This window comes from Stenotrophomonas sp. 169 (assembly GCF_014621775.1).
GTDB lineage: Bacteria > Pseudomonadota > Gammaproteobacteria > Xanthomonadales > Xanthomonadaceae > Stenotrophomonas.
In genome coordinates this window covers 1,925,770-1,939,154 of sequence record NZ_CP061204.1, presented here as the reverse complement: position 1 = coordinate 1,939,154, position 13,385 = coordinate 1,925,770, and the positions used below count along the sequence as shown (strand labels likewise).

12 protein-coding genes and 1 pseudogene are annotated in these 13,385 nt (G+C 61.6%); 2 read left to right on the top strand and 11 right to left on the bottom strand.

Annotated elements, in window-relative coordinates; all coding sequences use genetic code 11:
* The first annotated feature begins 16 nt into the window (after nt 1-16).
* Both ICJ04_RS08305 and ICJ04_RS08300 read left to right on the top strand, forming a co-directional pair.
* Entirely contained in the window at nt 17-667 is a 651-nt protein-coding gene (locus ICJ04_RS08305; protein WP_188327028.1) for a hypothetical protein, read from the top strand.
* Nucleotides 664-1,992, top strand: a complete 1,329-nt coding sequence (locus ICJ04_RS08300; RefSeq protein ID WP_188327027.1) for an XVIPCD domain-containing protein — start codon at nt 664-666, stop codon at nt 1,990-1,992. The genes ICJ04_RS08305 and ICJ04_RS08300 overlap by 4 nt, the downstream gene beginning before the upstream one ends.
* A gap of 57 nt (nt 1,993-2,049) precedes the next feature.
* On the opposite strand, the gene ICJ04_RS08295 is transcribed toward ICJ04_RS08300, so the two are convergent.
* The 11 genes and pseudogenes from ICJ04_RS08295 to virB11 form a co-directional block, all read right to left on the bottom strand.
* The gene (locus ICJ04_RS08295) at nt 2,050-2,550 is read right to left on the bottom strand and encodes a DUF4189 domain-containing protein (RefSeq protein WP_188327026.1); all 501 of its coding nucleotides are present in this window, start codon (nt 2,548-2,550) and stop codon (nt 2,050-2,052) included.
* A 332-nt stretch (nt 2,551-2,882) separates the two neighbouring features.
* On the bottom strand, nt 2,883-3,464 hold the full coding sequence (locus ICJ04_RS08290; RefSeq protein ID WP_188327025.1) for a DUF4189 domain-containing protein: 582 nt from the start codon (nt 3,462-3,464) through the stop codon (nt 2,883-2,885).
* Nucleotides 3,464-3,796, bottom strand: a pseudogene (locus tag ICJ04_RS18295) (type VI secretion protein); the annotation flags it as partial. The pseudogene ICJ04_RS18295 and the gene ICJ04_RS08290, both read right to left, overlap by 1 nt.
* A 246-nt stretch (nt 3,797-4,042) precedes the next feature.
* Entirely contained in the window at nt 4,043-4,423 is a 381-nt protein-coding gene (locus ICJ04_RS08280) for a DUF4189 domain-containing protein (RefSeq protein ID WP_223203055.1), read from the bottom strand.
* Between the two features lie 1,607 nt (nt 4,424-6,030).
* On the bottom strand, nt 6,031-7,173 hold the full coding sequence (locus ICJ04_RS08265; protein WP_188327022.1) for a type IV secretion system protein: 1,143 nt from the start codon (nt 7,171-7,173) through the stop codon (nt 6,031-6,033).
* A gap of 77 nt (nt 7,174-7,250) precedes the next feature.
* Nucleotides 7,251-8,021, bottom strand: coding sequence for a hypothetical protein (locus ICJ04_RS08260; protein WP_188327021.1), 771 nt, complete (start codon nt 8,019-8,021; stop codon nt 7,251-7,253).
* Between the two features lie 32 nt (nt 8,022-8,053).
* A complete protein-coding gene (locus tag ICJ04_RS08255) occupies nt 8,054-10,501 on the bottom strand; it encodes a VirB4 family type IV secretion/conjugal transfer ATPase (protein WP_188327020.1) in 2,448 nt (815 codons plus the stop codon).
* 45 nt (nt 10,502-10,546) lie between these two features.
* Complete coding sequence (locus tag ICJ04_RS08250) at nt 10,547-10,879, bottom strand: VirB3 family type IV secretion system protein (RefSeq protein ID WP_188327019.1); 333 nt, start codon at nt 10,877-10,879, stop codon at nt 10,547-10,549.
* Nucleotides 10,872-11,258 carry a TrbC/VirB2 family protein gene (locus ICJ04_RS08245; RefSeq protein WP_188327018.1) on the bottom strand — a complete coding sequence of 129 codons (387 nt, stop codon included), beginning with the start codon at nt 11,256-11,258 and terminating at the stop codon, nt 10,872-10,874. Before ICJ04_RS08245 ends, ICJ04_RS08250 begins: the two co-directional genes overlap by 8 nt.
* Nucleotides 11,259-11,331: 73 nt before the next feature.
* A complete protein-coding gene (locus tag ICJ04_RS08240) occupies nt 11,332-12,282 on the bottom strand; it encodes a lytic transglycosylase domain-containing protein (protein WP_188327017.1) in 951 nt (316 codons plus the stop codon).
* A gap of 55 nt (nt 12,283-12,337) precedes the next feature.
* Nucleotides 12,338-13,381, bottom strand: a complete 1,044-nt coding sequence (gene virB11 / locus ICJ04_RS08235) for a P-type DNA transfer ATPase VirB11 (RefSeq protein ID WP_188327016.1) — start codon at nt 13,379-13,381, stop codon at nt 12,338-12,340.
* Nucleotides 13,382-13,385: the final 4 nt, after the last annotated feature.

Here is a 13,385-nt window from a genome sequence, read left to right as displayed (position 1 = left end):
ATCCAGGAGGCCCCCAGTGCGCCGATCACTTCTGCCGTGCGCTGTGTTGCTGCTTCTTACTGCCTGCCATTCGGAGACCGCCATGAATCAGGAAATCGCTACCGCAGAACAGGACGTTGAACAGGGCGGCCGCGGGCTGGCCAAGCTCAACCCCGCCCCACGCCAAGCCTACGAGTTCGTACTGAAAATCGACGATGCGCCTGGCCCGTTCACCGTGGTCAACGGCACCGCCCAGTACGACGTCGTCAACGAGCAGGAATGCGGGCGCATCGTGCAGGCGACCGGCCGCGCGGGCCGCATCACCAGCCAGGAACCGGTAGAGCTGAAGAAAATCTCCGACACGGAGTACCAAGGGACGGTCTACCTCGATCGCATGCTGGATGAGGACTACTACGATCGCGGCGTCTGCCAGTGGAAGTTCAGTGGAGCCGGCGCCACGCTGAAGGCTACGGGTGCGGAGGGTGAGACCCGCTTCGTGTCCTTCATCGATGCGGACCGTTTCGTGAAGGGTGAGCGGGAAACCCAGCACTACGCCGACCTCGGCTACCCGCGCGACGAGATGGACAACTACGCCGATTACGGAAAAGACGCTCCGGAGGGCTTCAAACCCGAGCTGCGTGACGCACTGTTCTCGGTGACGCTGACCGGTAAAGAGGCGCGCTCATGAGCCTGCGCAGCCAGGATTACGCCGCACTCGCCGATGATGCCTACAAGGATCGCGCTGTCGGCCGCTGGGCGCCCGATGAAGCGGAGGTGGTCCCGATCGGTGACCATACCTACCGCATCCTGGAGCACGTCAACAACAAGAACGGCTACCAGGGTTTCATCTACCAGCGGGTGGATACCAACGAAATCGTCGTCGCCCATCGCGGCACCGAGCAGCCGCTGCACGATGTGGTCACCGACCTCGGCATGGTGGTCGCCCGCACCAACCTGCAGGCCGACGATGCGATTGCATTGACCGCACGGGCCAATCAGTTCGCACAGCGCGAAGAAACCCGTAGCGGACAGCACCTGGATGTCACGGTCACCGGCCATTCGCTCGGTGGCTCGCTCGCACAGATCTCTGCGCACCACCACGGCCTGAAGGGCGAAACCTTCAACGCCTATGGCGCAGCCAGCCTGGGTTACCGCATTCCGGAAGGCGGCAATGCGATGGTCAACCACGTGATGTCCGCCGACCCGGTCAGCGCGGCTTCCGGCCACTATGGCCAGGTCAAGGTCTACGCCAATGAGACCGAGATCAAGAACCTGTACGGATCCGGCTTCCGGAACGGCGCCGTTGCCGGCTTCCTGATGCCCGACTCTGCCCTGCTGGCCGCCGGCCGCTCGTTGGATTCGCACAAAATGGGCAACTTCCTCAACGAAGGGTCCGTGCTGGACAATCCAGCCTCGCAAGCGTTGGCGAAGCAGAACGCGGGCATGATCGACGAGTACCGCGACAAGCTGGAGTTTCTGCGTGGCGGCCTCACTACGGCCACGCGCGGCGGTATCGGCAACGCAGTGGACATCTACGACCGTATCCGCGGCCCGCTTGACCCCGGCGAACCCGCACGCAAGGCGGCCGAAGAAGAATCGCACAAGCGCGACGGCGCCATGCGCATGGACAGCCCCGGCCACCCCGGCAACCTGCTGTTCCAGGACGCCCTGCGCGGCGTGGAAGCGCAGGACCTGCGCGCGGGGCGTACGCCGGATCAGCACACGGGCCAATTGGCTGGCAGCCTGGCGGCGGAAATGCATGCCAATGGCGGTACCCGTATCGACAACGTGCTGATGAGCAACGATGCCTCGCGCACCTTCGGGGTGCAGGGTGAAGTGAACGATCCAGCGCACCTGCGTGTGTCGGTGGCGACGACTGAAGCGATGAACATCCCGCTGGATCAGTCCAGCGAACGCGTCGCGTCGCAGCAGGCTGCCCAACAGGTGGCGTCGCAGGACCGCGATATGCAGATCGAGCAGAGCCAAGCGGCAGCACGCAGCATGAATGCCTGAAGTCGTCTTACAGATGCGTTGGGCCGGGCAACACCCGGCCCACGCGGCGCATCGCAATCAGCGTATACGCACCGCGACCGAGCAATCCGAGTACCCTACTTTGCATTCCCCCACACCTTGGAGGAAGCATTCGGCCGTCGCCGTTGTGATCGCATTCTCGAGGGTGAATGCTCTGCCGACCACAAGATGCTGTGGTGTCGGCTCCGGCGGCGACGCGACCGCCACGCAGGAATTCTGATAGCTCACGCGTATCACGCAGTCCTTCGCACCACTGCGCTTGCACTGATCCAGCGCTTCCCGCTCCGCGCGCCGCTTACGGTTCTGGGTGTTGGAAACGCCCATGGCCAACTGTGTTGGTGAGGTCGCGATGGCGCCCCATGGCGCGGTCCACGCCTCAGCGAGGGGTGACGGTGCGCCGCCCCCGGTAGGTGCGCAACCCAGCATGCCAGGCCCGCCTACGGGAAACTGCCCCGGCGGACAGCGGCCTTCCGCGCTGGCTGCGAAGGGAAGCATCGCGGACACAGCCAGCAGGACTAAAAGAGCAAACTTTTCGATCATCTTTCTCTCCTCAGCTCCCCGACAGCGGAGATGCCATTCAATTCGGGATATCACAGTCCGGTAATCCACGCCGGCAATTGGCCAGCGCAGTCCAGCGAGCGAGTGGCATCACAGCAGCCCACGCAGCAGGTGGCCTCGCAGGAGCGTGACATGCAGATCGAGCAGAGCCAAGTAGCTGCGCGCAGCATGAATGCCTGAGTCCCAACCGGGCTGCCTGTCTGCCATCAGGAAACCCGAGACAGCCCGAGCGCGAATATTGCCGCTGCCAGACAGAACATGGGCAGCGGCGTGTGCGGCCTTACGGACATTGCTATCCAATCATCCGAGATAGATCAGTAATACTCGTAAACCGGCTTACTGCAGTCTGAGTACTTTATCGAACATGCTGCTGCTGCGTTTTTCGCGCACTCCGCCAGCGCCCGTCGGGAGGCATCCTCGACGGTGCCCGCCCTGCCGGCCCCGCCGCCCCGCATACCTGGCGGTGGGCCGGCGACTGCGACGCACTGATTCTTGTAGGTGATGGAGGTATGACAGTCAGGCGAGCCACCACGCTGACATTGCAAAACTGCCTGCTGTTCGGCGTCACTCTTGGTCGCTCGTCCCGTCGAAGTGCCGACATCGCCAGTGCTTCCAGACGAGGCCACAGAGCCCCATGTCTTGTGCCACCGCCCCGTAGCGCGCGGCACGCTGGACCCACTGCTTCCGCCAGCGCCGGCGCCAGTGGGTGCGCACCCGCCCACGCCCTGACCGCCGACCGGGTAGCTGCCTGGCGGACAACGCCCTTCCGCAAAAGCAGGTGCCGCTGATCCCAGTGCCAGCCACAACAGCACGGTGCCGCCGATAAGTGAAAGGACGCTCAATGCCGGTTGCAGCAACGGTTCGGTTGACACTGTTTTCACCTCGCAAACGTTCATCACTGCCCTCGATTCGCCGCACCCATACGCCCGCCCATCTCCGGAGGCGGTGTCGCAACGTTGCTTGGAGAGAAAACTCTGCCGGCGTACTGGTCACCCGTGCCAGCACTGGAGGGTGCGGACGACGGCGCCGGCGGCGTATAAGCGCCAGGCGGTTGGCCCTGCGGCCCAGGCTGGGCTGCGGCGGGAGAACCGCCTATCTGCGAATATGCCATGAAGCTACCCAATGTGCCCTGGAAGAAGAACGCCGCCATTGGGGGAGCGGTCAGAATGAGCGTCGTCAGGATCAGCCCCATACCGCCCTGCTGCAGCGTCTGGCTGCTCATGCCGTCGATCATTGCGCCACGCATGAAGAACTGGTCCATTGCCGACACCGTCCGCAAAGCAGTAGCCTGGTCTGGCGGTTAGTTGCCCTCAGAGTAGGCGAGCTTAAACGTATTAGAAATTATGGCTACAGGCGCCAGGAACACCGCCCACATTCTACTCATAGTTTCTAAAAGTTAAACTTGAGCCGACTATTCGCGGGCTACGCCGCTCTGTCCTGAAGAGAGAGAGGGATCATCGTAGGGGCTGGGCCCTCAGTAATATTCAAACACTGGCTTGGTGCAAGCACTATAAACCGCCGTACAGCTTGGCGCCCCCTTTCCCTCGCAACGTTTTATGGCTTCAGCCCTGGCCACCTCTTCCGTCGCTCCCGTCGAGACGCCGCTGGGGTAACCGCTTCTGGCGGGAGGGTCGGCAAGCGCGACACACTGGTTCTTGTACGCGAAGCCTTGGCAATCAGTGGCACCCTTGCTGGCACAGTAGCCTTGCGCCTCACCCAATGCATCGGCTCGGCTCATTCGACCTACCGACAAGCCAACCATACCTGTTGTTGAAGTGGAGATGGCGCCCCATGTCTTGTGCCATCGGCCCGTCGCGCGCGGCTGCGATGATGCTGCACCGCCGCCTGCGGCCATGGGCGCGCAACCGCCAACACCCTGCCCACCAACAGGGTAAGAGCCAGGCGGACACCGCCCTTCTGCGCCCGCTCTGTCTACATGCCCGGTCAACATTATGGACATCGAGACCAGAAAGGACATCACCGGATTTCTAAGGATCATGGACACTGCTCATTCCATAAAAAAAGAAGGCAATCCGCTAGCCCGATGCAGCTGCGGCGCTGCATCAGTTCCCGCCCTACCGCAACTGTCCCGAGAAGCAAGCCCTTACCCCTTCCATTGTCCACCACGCCGGCGCGCCTACCTAGGCTGACTTAAAGAGGAATTACGAGGCATTGCAACTTACTTGAAAACGTTACCTCAGGCTTGCTGAGGGTGTAGTCCGTCCACGCGCAAGGCAAGGTTGCCAGATTGCACCGTCAACCGTCCATCTGACGGGAGCCCATTTATCTGCGCCCCCTCCTCGAACGGAACAAACACTCAGCGAATGTACTTTGGCAGACTGCAACCGCTGTAAGCGACCGTGCACGTCCCGCCTGCAGCAGGCTTGCACTTCATCAATCCATCCCCGATGGCCGCTTCGGTCGTCTTGCCAACGCCCAAGCCCACCTTCGCACCAGGCACATCAGCCGGTGGCACAACCCACGCGGCACACTGGCTGCTGTAATCGAGGATGACGCGGCAATCCTTCACGCCATTGCGCGAGCACTTTCCAAGCGCAGTCGCAACGGCCGCACTGCGACTCACTTCGTCTGCTGCAACACCCGCGTCAGTGGTGGTGTCAGAGAGTGCGAACGCTCCCCAACGCGCTTCATACCGCCCAGGATCCACCGCAGGCTGCTGAGGCTGACCCGGCTGCGCTCCGCCATAATTGGATATCGGCGCACACCCCATGACGCCTTGTCCGCCAACAGGGTAATGACCGGGAGGGCAGTTGCCCTCGGCACTGGCCGCGAAACAAGGCAGGACCAACACCGAAAGCGCGACCAATAGTTGGAAGTAGCGTGCTGGCTTAGACATCCATCCTCACGGGCTGAAATTCGATTGCAGTACTGATTGAGCGCTAGTACTTCTCGAAGATCGGCTCACTACAGCCGGTGTAGATGATTTCACATACGCCGTTCGGAACCTGCGCCCTACAGTCACGTTCCAAGCCTTGGCTAGCTATGTCGGCCGTTGCGGCGGACCGAAGCCTGCTCTCGTATCCGGGGCCAAAATACATCGCCGCCATGCATTGATTCTTATAGGTCATTTTCACTTCGCAATTCCTGGCACCATCCTTCGCACAGTCGGCGATAGCGGCTCTGGATGCTTCAGCCTTGCTTCGCAAGCCCGTCGCGGCTCCGCCGGTGGTGCCTGAAACTGCAAAGGCCCCCCACGTCTCAATCCACCTGCCCGTAGGACGCGGTGCAGCAGGCTCTGCAGCAGCCTGCGGGATCGGCGCGCAACCCAGCATTCCCTCGCCTCCGACCGGAAATTGTCCAGGCGGGCAACGTCCTTCGGCAAAAGCAAGCTGGACACACGCCAAACCTAGACTAAGAAGGGCGAGCTTTTGCAAACTCCGGACTCGACGCAGCCTCTTAGAGGTTCGCGACGACATCATACGAGCAATCATTATCTACCCTCTAATTTGCGAGACCGCGACTGCCGGACTGGGAGGGCGCCGGGGTCTGAGGCGCGCCAGACATCGAGCGAACACCACCGCCCCCCTGCTCCGTGTTGAATTGATTGGTAACCGGCGCAGCCGGCGTATACGACCCAGGCGGCTGGCCCTGGGGCCCTGGCGCTGCCTGTCCCGCACTACCACCAATCTGCGAATACGCCATAAAGCTACCCAAAGTCCCTTGGAAGAAGAACGCTGCCATCGGCGGCGCGGTCAAGATCAACGTCGTCAGGATCAAGCCCATGCCACCCTGCTGCATCGCCTGGCTGGTCATGCCATCACTCATGCTGCCATTCATCAGGAAGGTATCAACCAAAGCCGTAGCCCAGAATGCACCGGCGACACGGATCACCATGTCCAGCGCAATGGACACCATCGCTGCGAGGACGGCCAGTGAAAACATCGTGCCTATGCCGTAGAAGAGCCATTTCTGGAACAGTGCCTTGGTCTGGTCGAACAACAGACAGAGGATGAAGAGTGGCCCAAGGCCGATGAACAACGCCAAAGCGATCTGATACAGCAGCAGCATGGAGCCCGCAGTGACCGCTGGCCCACCCGTTCCGAGGGCAATCAGCATCATGGCGCGGTTCTTGTCGCCTGCCAGTACGGGATCACCCGCCACGTTGATCGCGTCGATGCTGGACATGGCAACCTGCATCCACGCCAGCGCGTCATCGATCTGGTCCTCCGGCTTCTTGTCCGAATCCGTGACGACCTGCGAAATCTCGTTCTTGACGTCGTTGGCGAGGAAGTCATGCACCTTGGTGCCGAACATGGCCATGCTCGTGGCGATACTGACAATCAGCGCGGCACGCGCCATGTCGGTCACCAGCGCCATCATGGATTCGCGGCTGCGGCCGGTGACGATGCGGAAACCCTGCACCAGCACCCAAAGCGTCATCAGGGTGAGGGCGATACCGCCTACCCAAGTCATCATGTTGCCGAGCAACGCCACGCCGAAATCGCTGATCCGCTTTTCCAGGTAATCCAGGATCAGGCGGAAGAAAACGAAGTCACCGATGGAGGACTGCACGCGTGCGACGTTCTGCAGCAGGTGCAGCAACCCGTCGGAGAAGTGGAAATTGTCGAGTGCCCTGAACATCATTCCTGCGATCCTTGGAAATTATTCCTGTTTGCCCAGCGACAGCCTGTCGTTGCGCATCAAACGGTGATGCAGCGGTCTTACTTTATGCTGAGGGCAGTCTTGAGGGCTGCCGTCTTCACCAGATCACGCGCAAGCCGGTTGGACTTGCCTTTCAGCGCACCCATCGCGATTACTTTCAGGTTCTCTTCCTCGACGGAGATGAACGCGTCGTAGGCCTTCATGCGCGTCTCCCACTCGCGCGTCTTGACCGCGATATCGTTGGCCGTGCGCAGCGACTCGCTGTCAACTGCGGTGACATTGCCTAGCAGTTTGCTCGCCGTACGCAGGTTGTTGATGCGATCCAGCGCGGCCTGCATCTGCGCCATGGTGCCGCCGGCGAACTCGATCGACTCGTTGTACTTGCGGTTGCGGATGACACGGATGCGCGAGCAGATCGTCTGCTGCTGGGCCTTCCAGTCACCCTCGGGCTGGTATACGAAACGCTTGAACAGACCGGTCAGGCTGAGATCGGCGCCGCCGCAGGTCTCGGCCACCATGTAGTTGTCCGGCACGGTGGTGAGTGGTGCACCCGCCGGCAGGCCGAAGTTGTTGATCGTCCCGCTGATCGTCACCAACGCATCGGTGTAGCGCTTCAGCTGCTCGGCCCAGCGCAGTTCATCCTTGGCGAACTCTGCGCCGGACTGGATCTTTGACCACATGTTTTCGAACCAGTTCGCGCCGTCGAACACCGGCACACCCGAGGCGCCGACGTTGGTCGCGAACAGCATCGAGGCGCCCAGCACCAAGCTGGAGCAGAGTTTGGTCATGCGACGCGCCGTGCGCGGGCGCTTGGAATTCGGACGAGTCATGAGAACCTCCATGCGGTGAGTCTGTTTCGTGTTCATGCGGCCTGCTCCCTGCTGGAAGAGGCCGGCTTACCCGATCCCTTCCGCTGCTTGTAGAAATCTTCCAACCACTGTTCCGGTGTGAGATCGGCCTCGCTCACTTTTTCGCGCAATGCAGCGTCATGGAGTACATGGTGCATGACATCGATATTGTCCGTCGAGGCTGAAATGACCGACAGAATGTCGTCCATACCGCGAAGATTAAGCTGGCAGACGTTGGACGCATGCCCCTGCTTGACCAGGAAACACCGCGAGCGTTCATCCAGGGCGGTGACGACCTTGAACTCGGCTTCGGTCAGTTTCAGGCCTTCGATATAGTCTTCGCGGCTGGCGTTGGGGTTCGGCAACAGGATCAGCGTCGCGGTCTGTTCGATCAGCGCCGCGGCGATATCGCTGTTGAGCGCGTCCTCCGGGCTCTGCGTGGCGAAAATGCCCAGGCCGTTCTGCTTACGGATGGTCTTCTGCTTGTTCTTGGCGAACTCCTTCAGGCCGCCGCTGCCGTCAAGGATCTTCCAGAACTCGTCCATCACGTAGATCAGTCGACGGCCGTCGATCAGGGATTCCAGCTTGTGCAGCAGGTACTGGATGACCGGCACGCGCACTTCCGGATTGTCGATTATTTCGGTGTAGTCGAAGCCAATGATGTTCGCGCGCGTCAGGTCGATGGTGTCCACCGGATTGTCGAACACCCAGCCCAACGAGTTGCCCGACGTCCAGCGGCGCATGCGCGCATACAGGCCGTCATCGCCCATGTTGGGCAGGCTCTTCTGGAAGTTGGTCATGCTGCGCAGGTGCATCGGCGTATCGAGCATGCTCTCCACGGCGCGGAAGATATCCTCTTCTTCGCGGGCGCTGTACTGCGTCTTGCCGGCCAGCACCTTGACCAGATCGGCCAGGAACTGCACGTTGGATTCGTTGCGCTCACACTGGAACGGATTGAAGCCGGTCGGGCGTCCATTCTCCAGCGCAAGGTAGTTGCCGCCGCAGGCACGGACGAAGATCTCCGCGCCGCGGTCTTTATCGAAGAAGAAGATGGTCGGCGCCGGATCGTACTTCTGCACCTGGCTGAGCAGGAAGTTGATCAGCGCGGTCTTACCCGTACCGGATTTGCCGATCACCATGGTGTTGGCGATCGCCTTTTCGCCCAGCGAGTTCTCCGCCGGGTGGGTGGCATGGAAATTGAAGTAGTACGGCTGACCGTTGGTGGTCTGCAGCGTGGTCACGCACTCGCCCCACGGATTGTTCTGCTGCTTGCCGGTGGCGAAGTTGTGCAGCGGCGACAGGCCGAGGAAGTTCAACGAGCTCAGGTTGGCCAGACGGGTGCGATAGCGCCAGTTGGCCGGAATCTGCGAGTAGAACGACGAAGTAACAGCCAGGTCTTCCTTGGCCGACACGAAGCCGGCGTTGGACAGTTCCGCGCGGGTAGCCGACACGTTGTTGGCCAGCTTGACCTGGCTCTCGGCATACACGGCAATGATGTAGTGGTACTCGCCGAGCACGAAATTGCCGGAGGACAGCTGGTCCATGGCGTAATCCAGCTCGGTGATCTGGCTGACGGCCTTGTCACCGGAGGAGATCATCATGCCCTTGGTGCGGTCGAGGATCTTCAGTGCATCCTGGCGACCCATCGGGCTGAAAGAATGGGTGATGACGTACTCGAAATCCAGGTACTTCAACCCATTGAGCACGCCCGGCCAGGTCCCCTCGGCGAACTCCTTGATGTTGAGGATCGCGCCGAAGTGGTTCTCGCCGTTTGGCGTGTTGATCACGAAATCGCCTGTCTTCGGCGAGAACATGTGCCGGCTGACCGGCAGGTAATCGGCGACCGGCGCGGCCAGCACCGGCACCGGTTCGTCGATCCGGTTGATCAGGTAACCGAAGAACTCCAGCGTTTCGGAAAACACCACGCCGTTGGCTGCTTCGTACATCCCCAACCGGTACGGGGCGTAGTCACGGATCACCGCTTCCACGTTGCCCGCCAGCTCCATCAACTTGTCGACCGCCTGCTCCTGTTCGGCCTGCAGGCGTTCGACGTTCCCCGATTTTTCCACGAAGCGCTTACCGGCCACGACGGGCCGGTAGATCATCGTCATGTACAGCTCGTTCTGCATGATGCGCTGGCTGGACAGCATGTCCATGTACACATCCGACACGTCCTGGTTGAAGCGCTCACGGAACGTGCTGCGCGACTTCAGCTTGCGGCGGCGACGTACGTCATGCACCCAGAAGGCGACATTGACGAAGTCAGGCGCACGCAGGGACTGCAGCAACCGGTTGAACGTGTTGTGCTTGTGCTCCAGCTCCCACTCTTCGCGGCCCACGAAGGGCAGGCCTTCCAGGTGCCAGGTCAGCAGATAGTCGCCGCCGGTGGTCTTCACCACAGACGGTGCAACGTGCGAGGACAAGGGAATGAACTCGCTGATCGACGTATCGGGACTGAACATGCAACTCTCCTGGATCGCTGGACAAACGTACTGCTGGAAAAACGGTCAGCGCCGACGCGCGGGACGACGATGGTCGTCCGGTGCCGGGGTCTTGCGATACGCGTTCGGACTGAACACCCACATGCCGTCATGGTCCTGCAGGTTCCGCGCGCGGAACTTGAACTGCAGGCGCAGACCCATCAAGCGGAAGATCATTTCGTCGCGCTTTGCCATCTGCCGCATGATGAAAACCGCTACTGGAATCGCGAGCAGTACCCACAGATTCCAGTACATGGACAGCAGCAGCAGACCGCCGGCGACCATGAAGAACGGGACATACGGCACGCCGAGGAACATCGCCGGCCGTGTGCATCCGCGGAAGACGACGTTCTTATGCATAGTAGGAGCTGGACGCCTGGATCAGCGCGGCGGTGCATTCGGTAGCGCCGTCACCCAGCAGCATCTTGGCGATCTGGCTGGCTGCACCGATCAGCAGGCCACCGATCAGGATCGGCGACACGTCGGAAATGCGCTTGTGGGCGAACGCGATCTGGTAACCGGCGAAGATCACTGCGATGGTGACCACGGCGATGGAGGCCATGTTGAGCAGGCCGCTGATGCTGTCGAAGAAGCCGCAGACCTTCTTGTCGGTGTCAGCAAAGCCACCCGGGGTCGCGAACACTTCCGGCACGAACAGAGCGCCAACGAAGGCGGTGGCCAGTGCAAGGGTCTTGGCGGTGCGCTTGGCATGCGCCAGATCGATGTGGGACTTGTTCATGGATTTCGTTCCTTCTGCTGTGCTGGAGGGATGTTGCGGGTGAAGGGGTGCGGGGGCGCCCCGGTAAAAAGGTTCAGAAAACGAAGGCATCATCGACAGGCGGACCCTGCGGTGCCCGCTGCTGCGGCGCCTGTTGGACGGGTGCGGCGCCTTGGGCCGGCGCGTTGCGCTGTCCCCACGGCTGCACCAGTACCGGTTGCTCCTGCATCGGCTGCGCATATCCGGGCGCAGGCGCGGCCATCTGCTGCTGCGGCGGCTCGGCGTACATGCCGCCGGCCACCGGCTGAGCGGACTGCTGCGGCTGCACCGCGCGATCCACCAGGCCCATGACCGCGCGCGACAAGGCGCCGTCGGCCGTGCGCAGCAAGCTGCCACGGACCATGTCATTCGTATTGGGATACACCACGTAGGCGCGCGCCGGATCATCCGGCTGCGCAACAACTACCGGTGCCGACGCCGAACCGGCGATCCGGTTGTTCAAACGCGTGACGTGCTCCGGTAGCGGCTGCCGCGTGGCAGAGGCTGGACGCGGGCCCTGTCGGTCGATCACCCGGATCGGCTGCACCCCGCCAACGGCGGCCACCATCTGGCCACGCCGCATCGAGTTGAACACCTTGTCGACATAGCCGTGGCGGAAACCGGTGGTGAAGTTGCCCGAGTAGTAGCAACTGAACGACTTGCCCCAGTCGCCGCCAGAACGCGAGTGGCACTCAGCGAGAATGCGCGAGGCCGCCTGCAGGTTCGGGCAGGTCTCGAACGCTTTCTCGTAACTGTTCAGGCCGTACTTGGCCAGGTTGTAGCGGTTCACCTGACCCAACCCCAGCGAGAAGTTGTAGCCATTCTGTTCCAGCATCTTGGCCGTCGCCACTGCTTCGTCCAAACGCTGCGGCTGGCGCGCCAATGCGCCGCCCACTACGCCAATCGCGTACGGGTTGCGCGAGGATTCCACCTGCACCACGTGCTTCATCACGTCCATGGAGACGGCCATTTCCGGACAGGCCAGTACTTCGAGTCCAGGCAGCATCAGCGTGCCCTCCCCTTGCCTGCGCGGTACGGTCGATGGTTCTGCATGGCCATGGTTACTGCTCCTGCCCTTGGGTGCGGCCGGGATTGAAATCGATGCCGGTGATGTAGCGCGAACCTGCGTGCGCCTTTACATGCACAACGATATCGATGGTCATCTGCAGCAGGCGCTTGATCACGGCAAACTCCAGCCCCGAGCCTTCCGACGACGCCTTCACCATCAACGCCAACTGGTCCCAGGTCTGTTCCGGGCTGCCGGCATGGCAGCTGGTGATGGAACCAGGATGGCCGGACGCGCAGTTGCGGATGAAGTAGAACGCCTCATCGCCGCGCAGCTCGGCCAGGATGATCCGGTCCGGCTTCATGCGCAGGCAGGCTTCCATGCAGGTCTTGGCGCTGACGTTGCTGCTGCTCTGCCCGCCCTTGGAGTACAACAGGTGCACCACGTTGGGCTGGGTGATGAACAACTCGCGCGCGTCTTCGATGGTCACCAACCGCTCTTCCGCGGGGATATGGTTGACCAGCGATTTCATGAATGTCGTCTTGCCGCTGCCGGTCGCGCCGGATACCACGATGTTCTTGCGGTAGTGCACGGCGCGCTTGAAGAACTCGGCGTACTCGCGCGACTGGCGCAGTGCCAGCAGCTCCTGGTCCTGGGTGTTCAGGCCAGCTTCCTGCTCCAGGATCTGGTCGAAGAACCCATCGTCCTGGTACTGCGACAACGTGCGCGTGTGCTTGGACGGCAGGCGGATCGTGATGGAGACCTTGCCGCCGTCACACGCCGGGGGAATCACGAACTGCGCACGCGGGCCGCTGGGGAAGGTCAACGAGACCATCGGGTCGGCATCGGTGATGCGCTGCCCGGTGTTGCTCTCGTTGACCACCGCCGTACAGAACTGGCGTGCACGCTCGAAGGTCAGCGTGGGAACAGCGACCCGTTCCCAGCCATTGCGGGTTTCCAGGTACAGCTCGCCCGGACGGTTGATGCAGATTTCCGTCACGTCCTGCGATTCCATGAACCCGGCAATGCCCAGCACTTCGTACTGGTACTGCAGGAATTCACTGGAAACCAGTGCGATGGGGGAAGTTTCTGCGTCCACGGTC

What these genes read in the sequence shown, in the direction of transcription:
- ICJ04_RS08245 (WP_188327018.1), bottom strand. Translation starts at nt 11,258, where the DNA reads ATGAACAAGTCCCACATCGATCTGGCGCATGCCAAGCGCACCGCCAAG.
- ICJ04_RS08240 (WP_188327017.1), bottom strand. Translation starts at nt 12,282, where the DNA reads ATGCTGCCTGGACTCGAAGTACTGGCCTGTCCGGAAATGGCCGTCTCC.
- ICJ04_RS08265 (WP_188327022.1), bottom strand. Translation starts at nt 7,173, where the DNA reads ATGATGTTCAGGGCACTCGACAATTTCCACTTCTCCGACGGGTTGCTG.
- ICJ04_RS08280 (WP_223203055.1), bottom strand. Translation starts at nt 4,423, where the DNA reads ATGGCCGCAGGCGGCGGTGCAGCATCATCGCAGCCGCGCGCGACGGGC.
- ICJ04_RS08255 (WP_188327020.1), bottom strand. Translation starts at nt 10,501, where the DNA reads ATGTTCAGTCCCGATACGTCGATCAGCGAGTTCATTCCCTTGTCCTCG.
- ICJ04_RS08300 (WP_188327027.1), top strand. Translation starts at nt 664, where the DNA reads ATGAGCCTGCGCAGCCAGGATTACGCCGCACTCGCCGATGATGCCTAC.
- ICJ04_RS08250 (WP_188327019.1), bottom strand. Translation starts at nt 10,879, where the DNA reads ATGCATAAGAACGTCGTCTTCCGCGGATGCACACGGCCGGCGATGTTC.
- ICJ04_RS08295 (WP_188327026.1), bottom strand. Translation starts at nt 2,550, where the DNA reads ATGATCGAAAAGTTTGCTCTTTTAGTCCTGCTGGCTGTGTCCGCGATG.
- ICJ04_RS08260 (WP_188327021.1), bottom strand. Translation starts at nt 8,021, where the DNA reads ATGACTCGTCCGAATTCCAAGCGCCCGCGCACGGCGCGTCGCATGACC.
- ICJ04_RS08290 (WP_188327025.1), bottom strand. Translation starts at nt 3,464, where the DNA reads ATGAACGTTTGCGAGGTGAAAACAGTGTCAACCGAACCGTTGCTGCAA.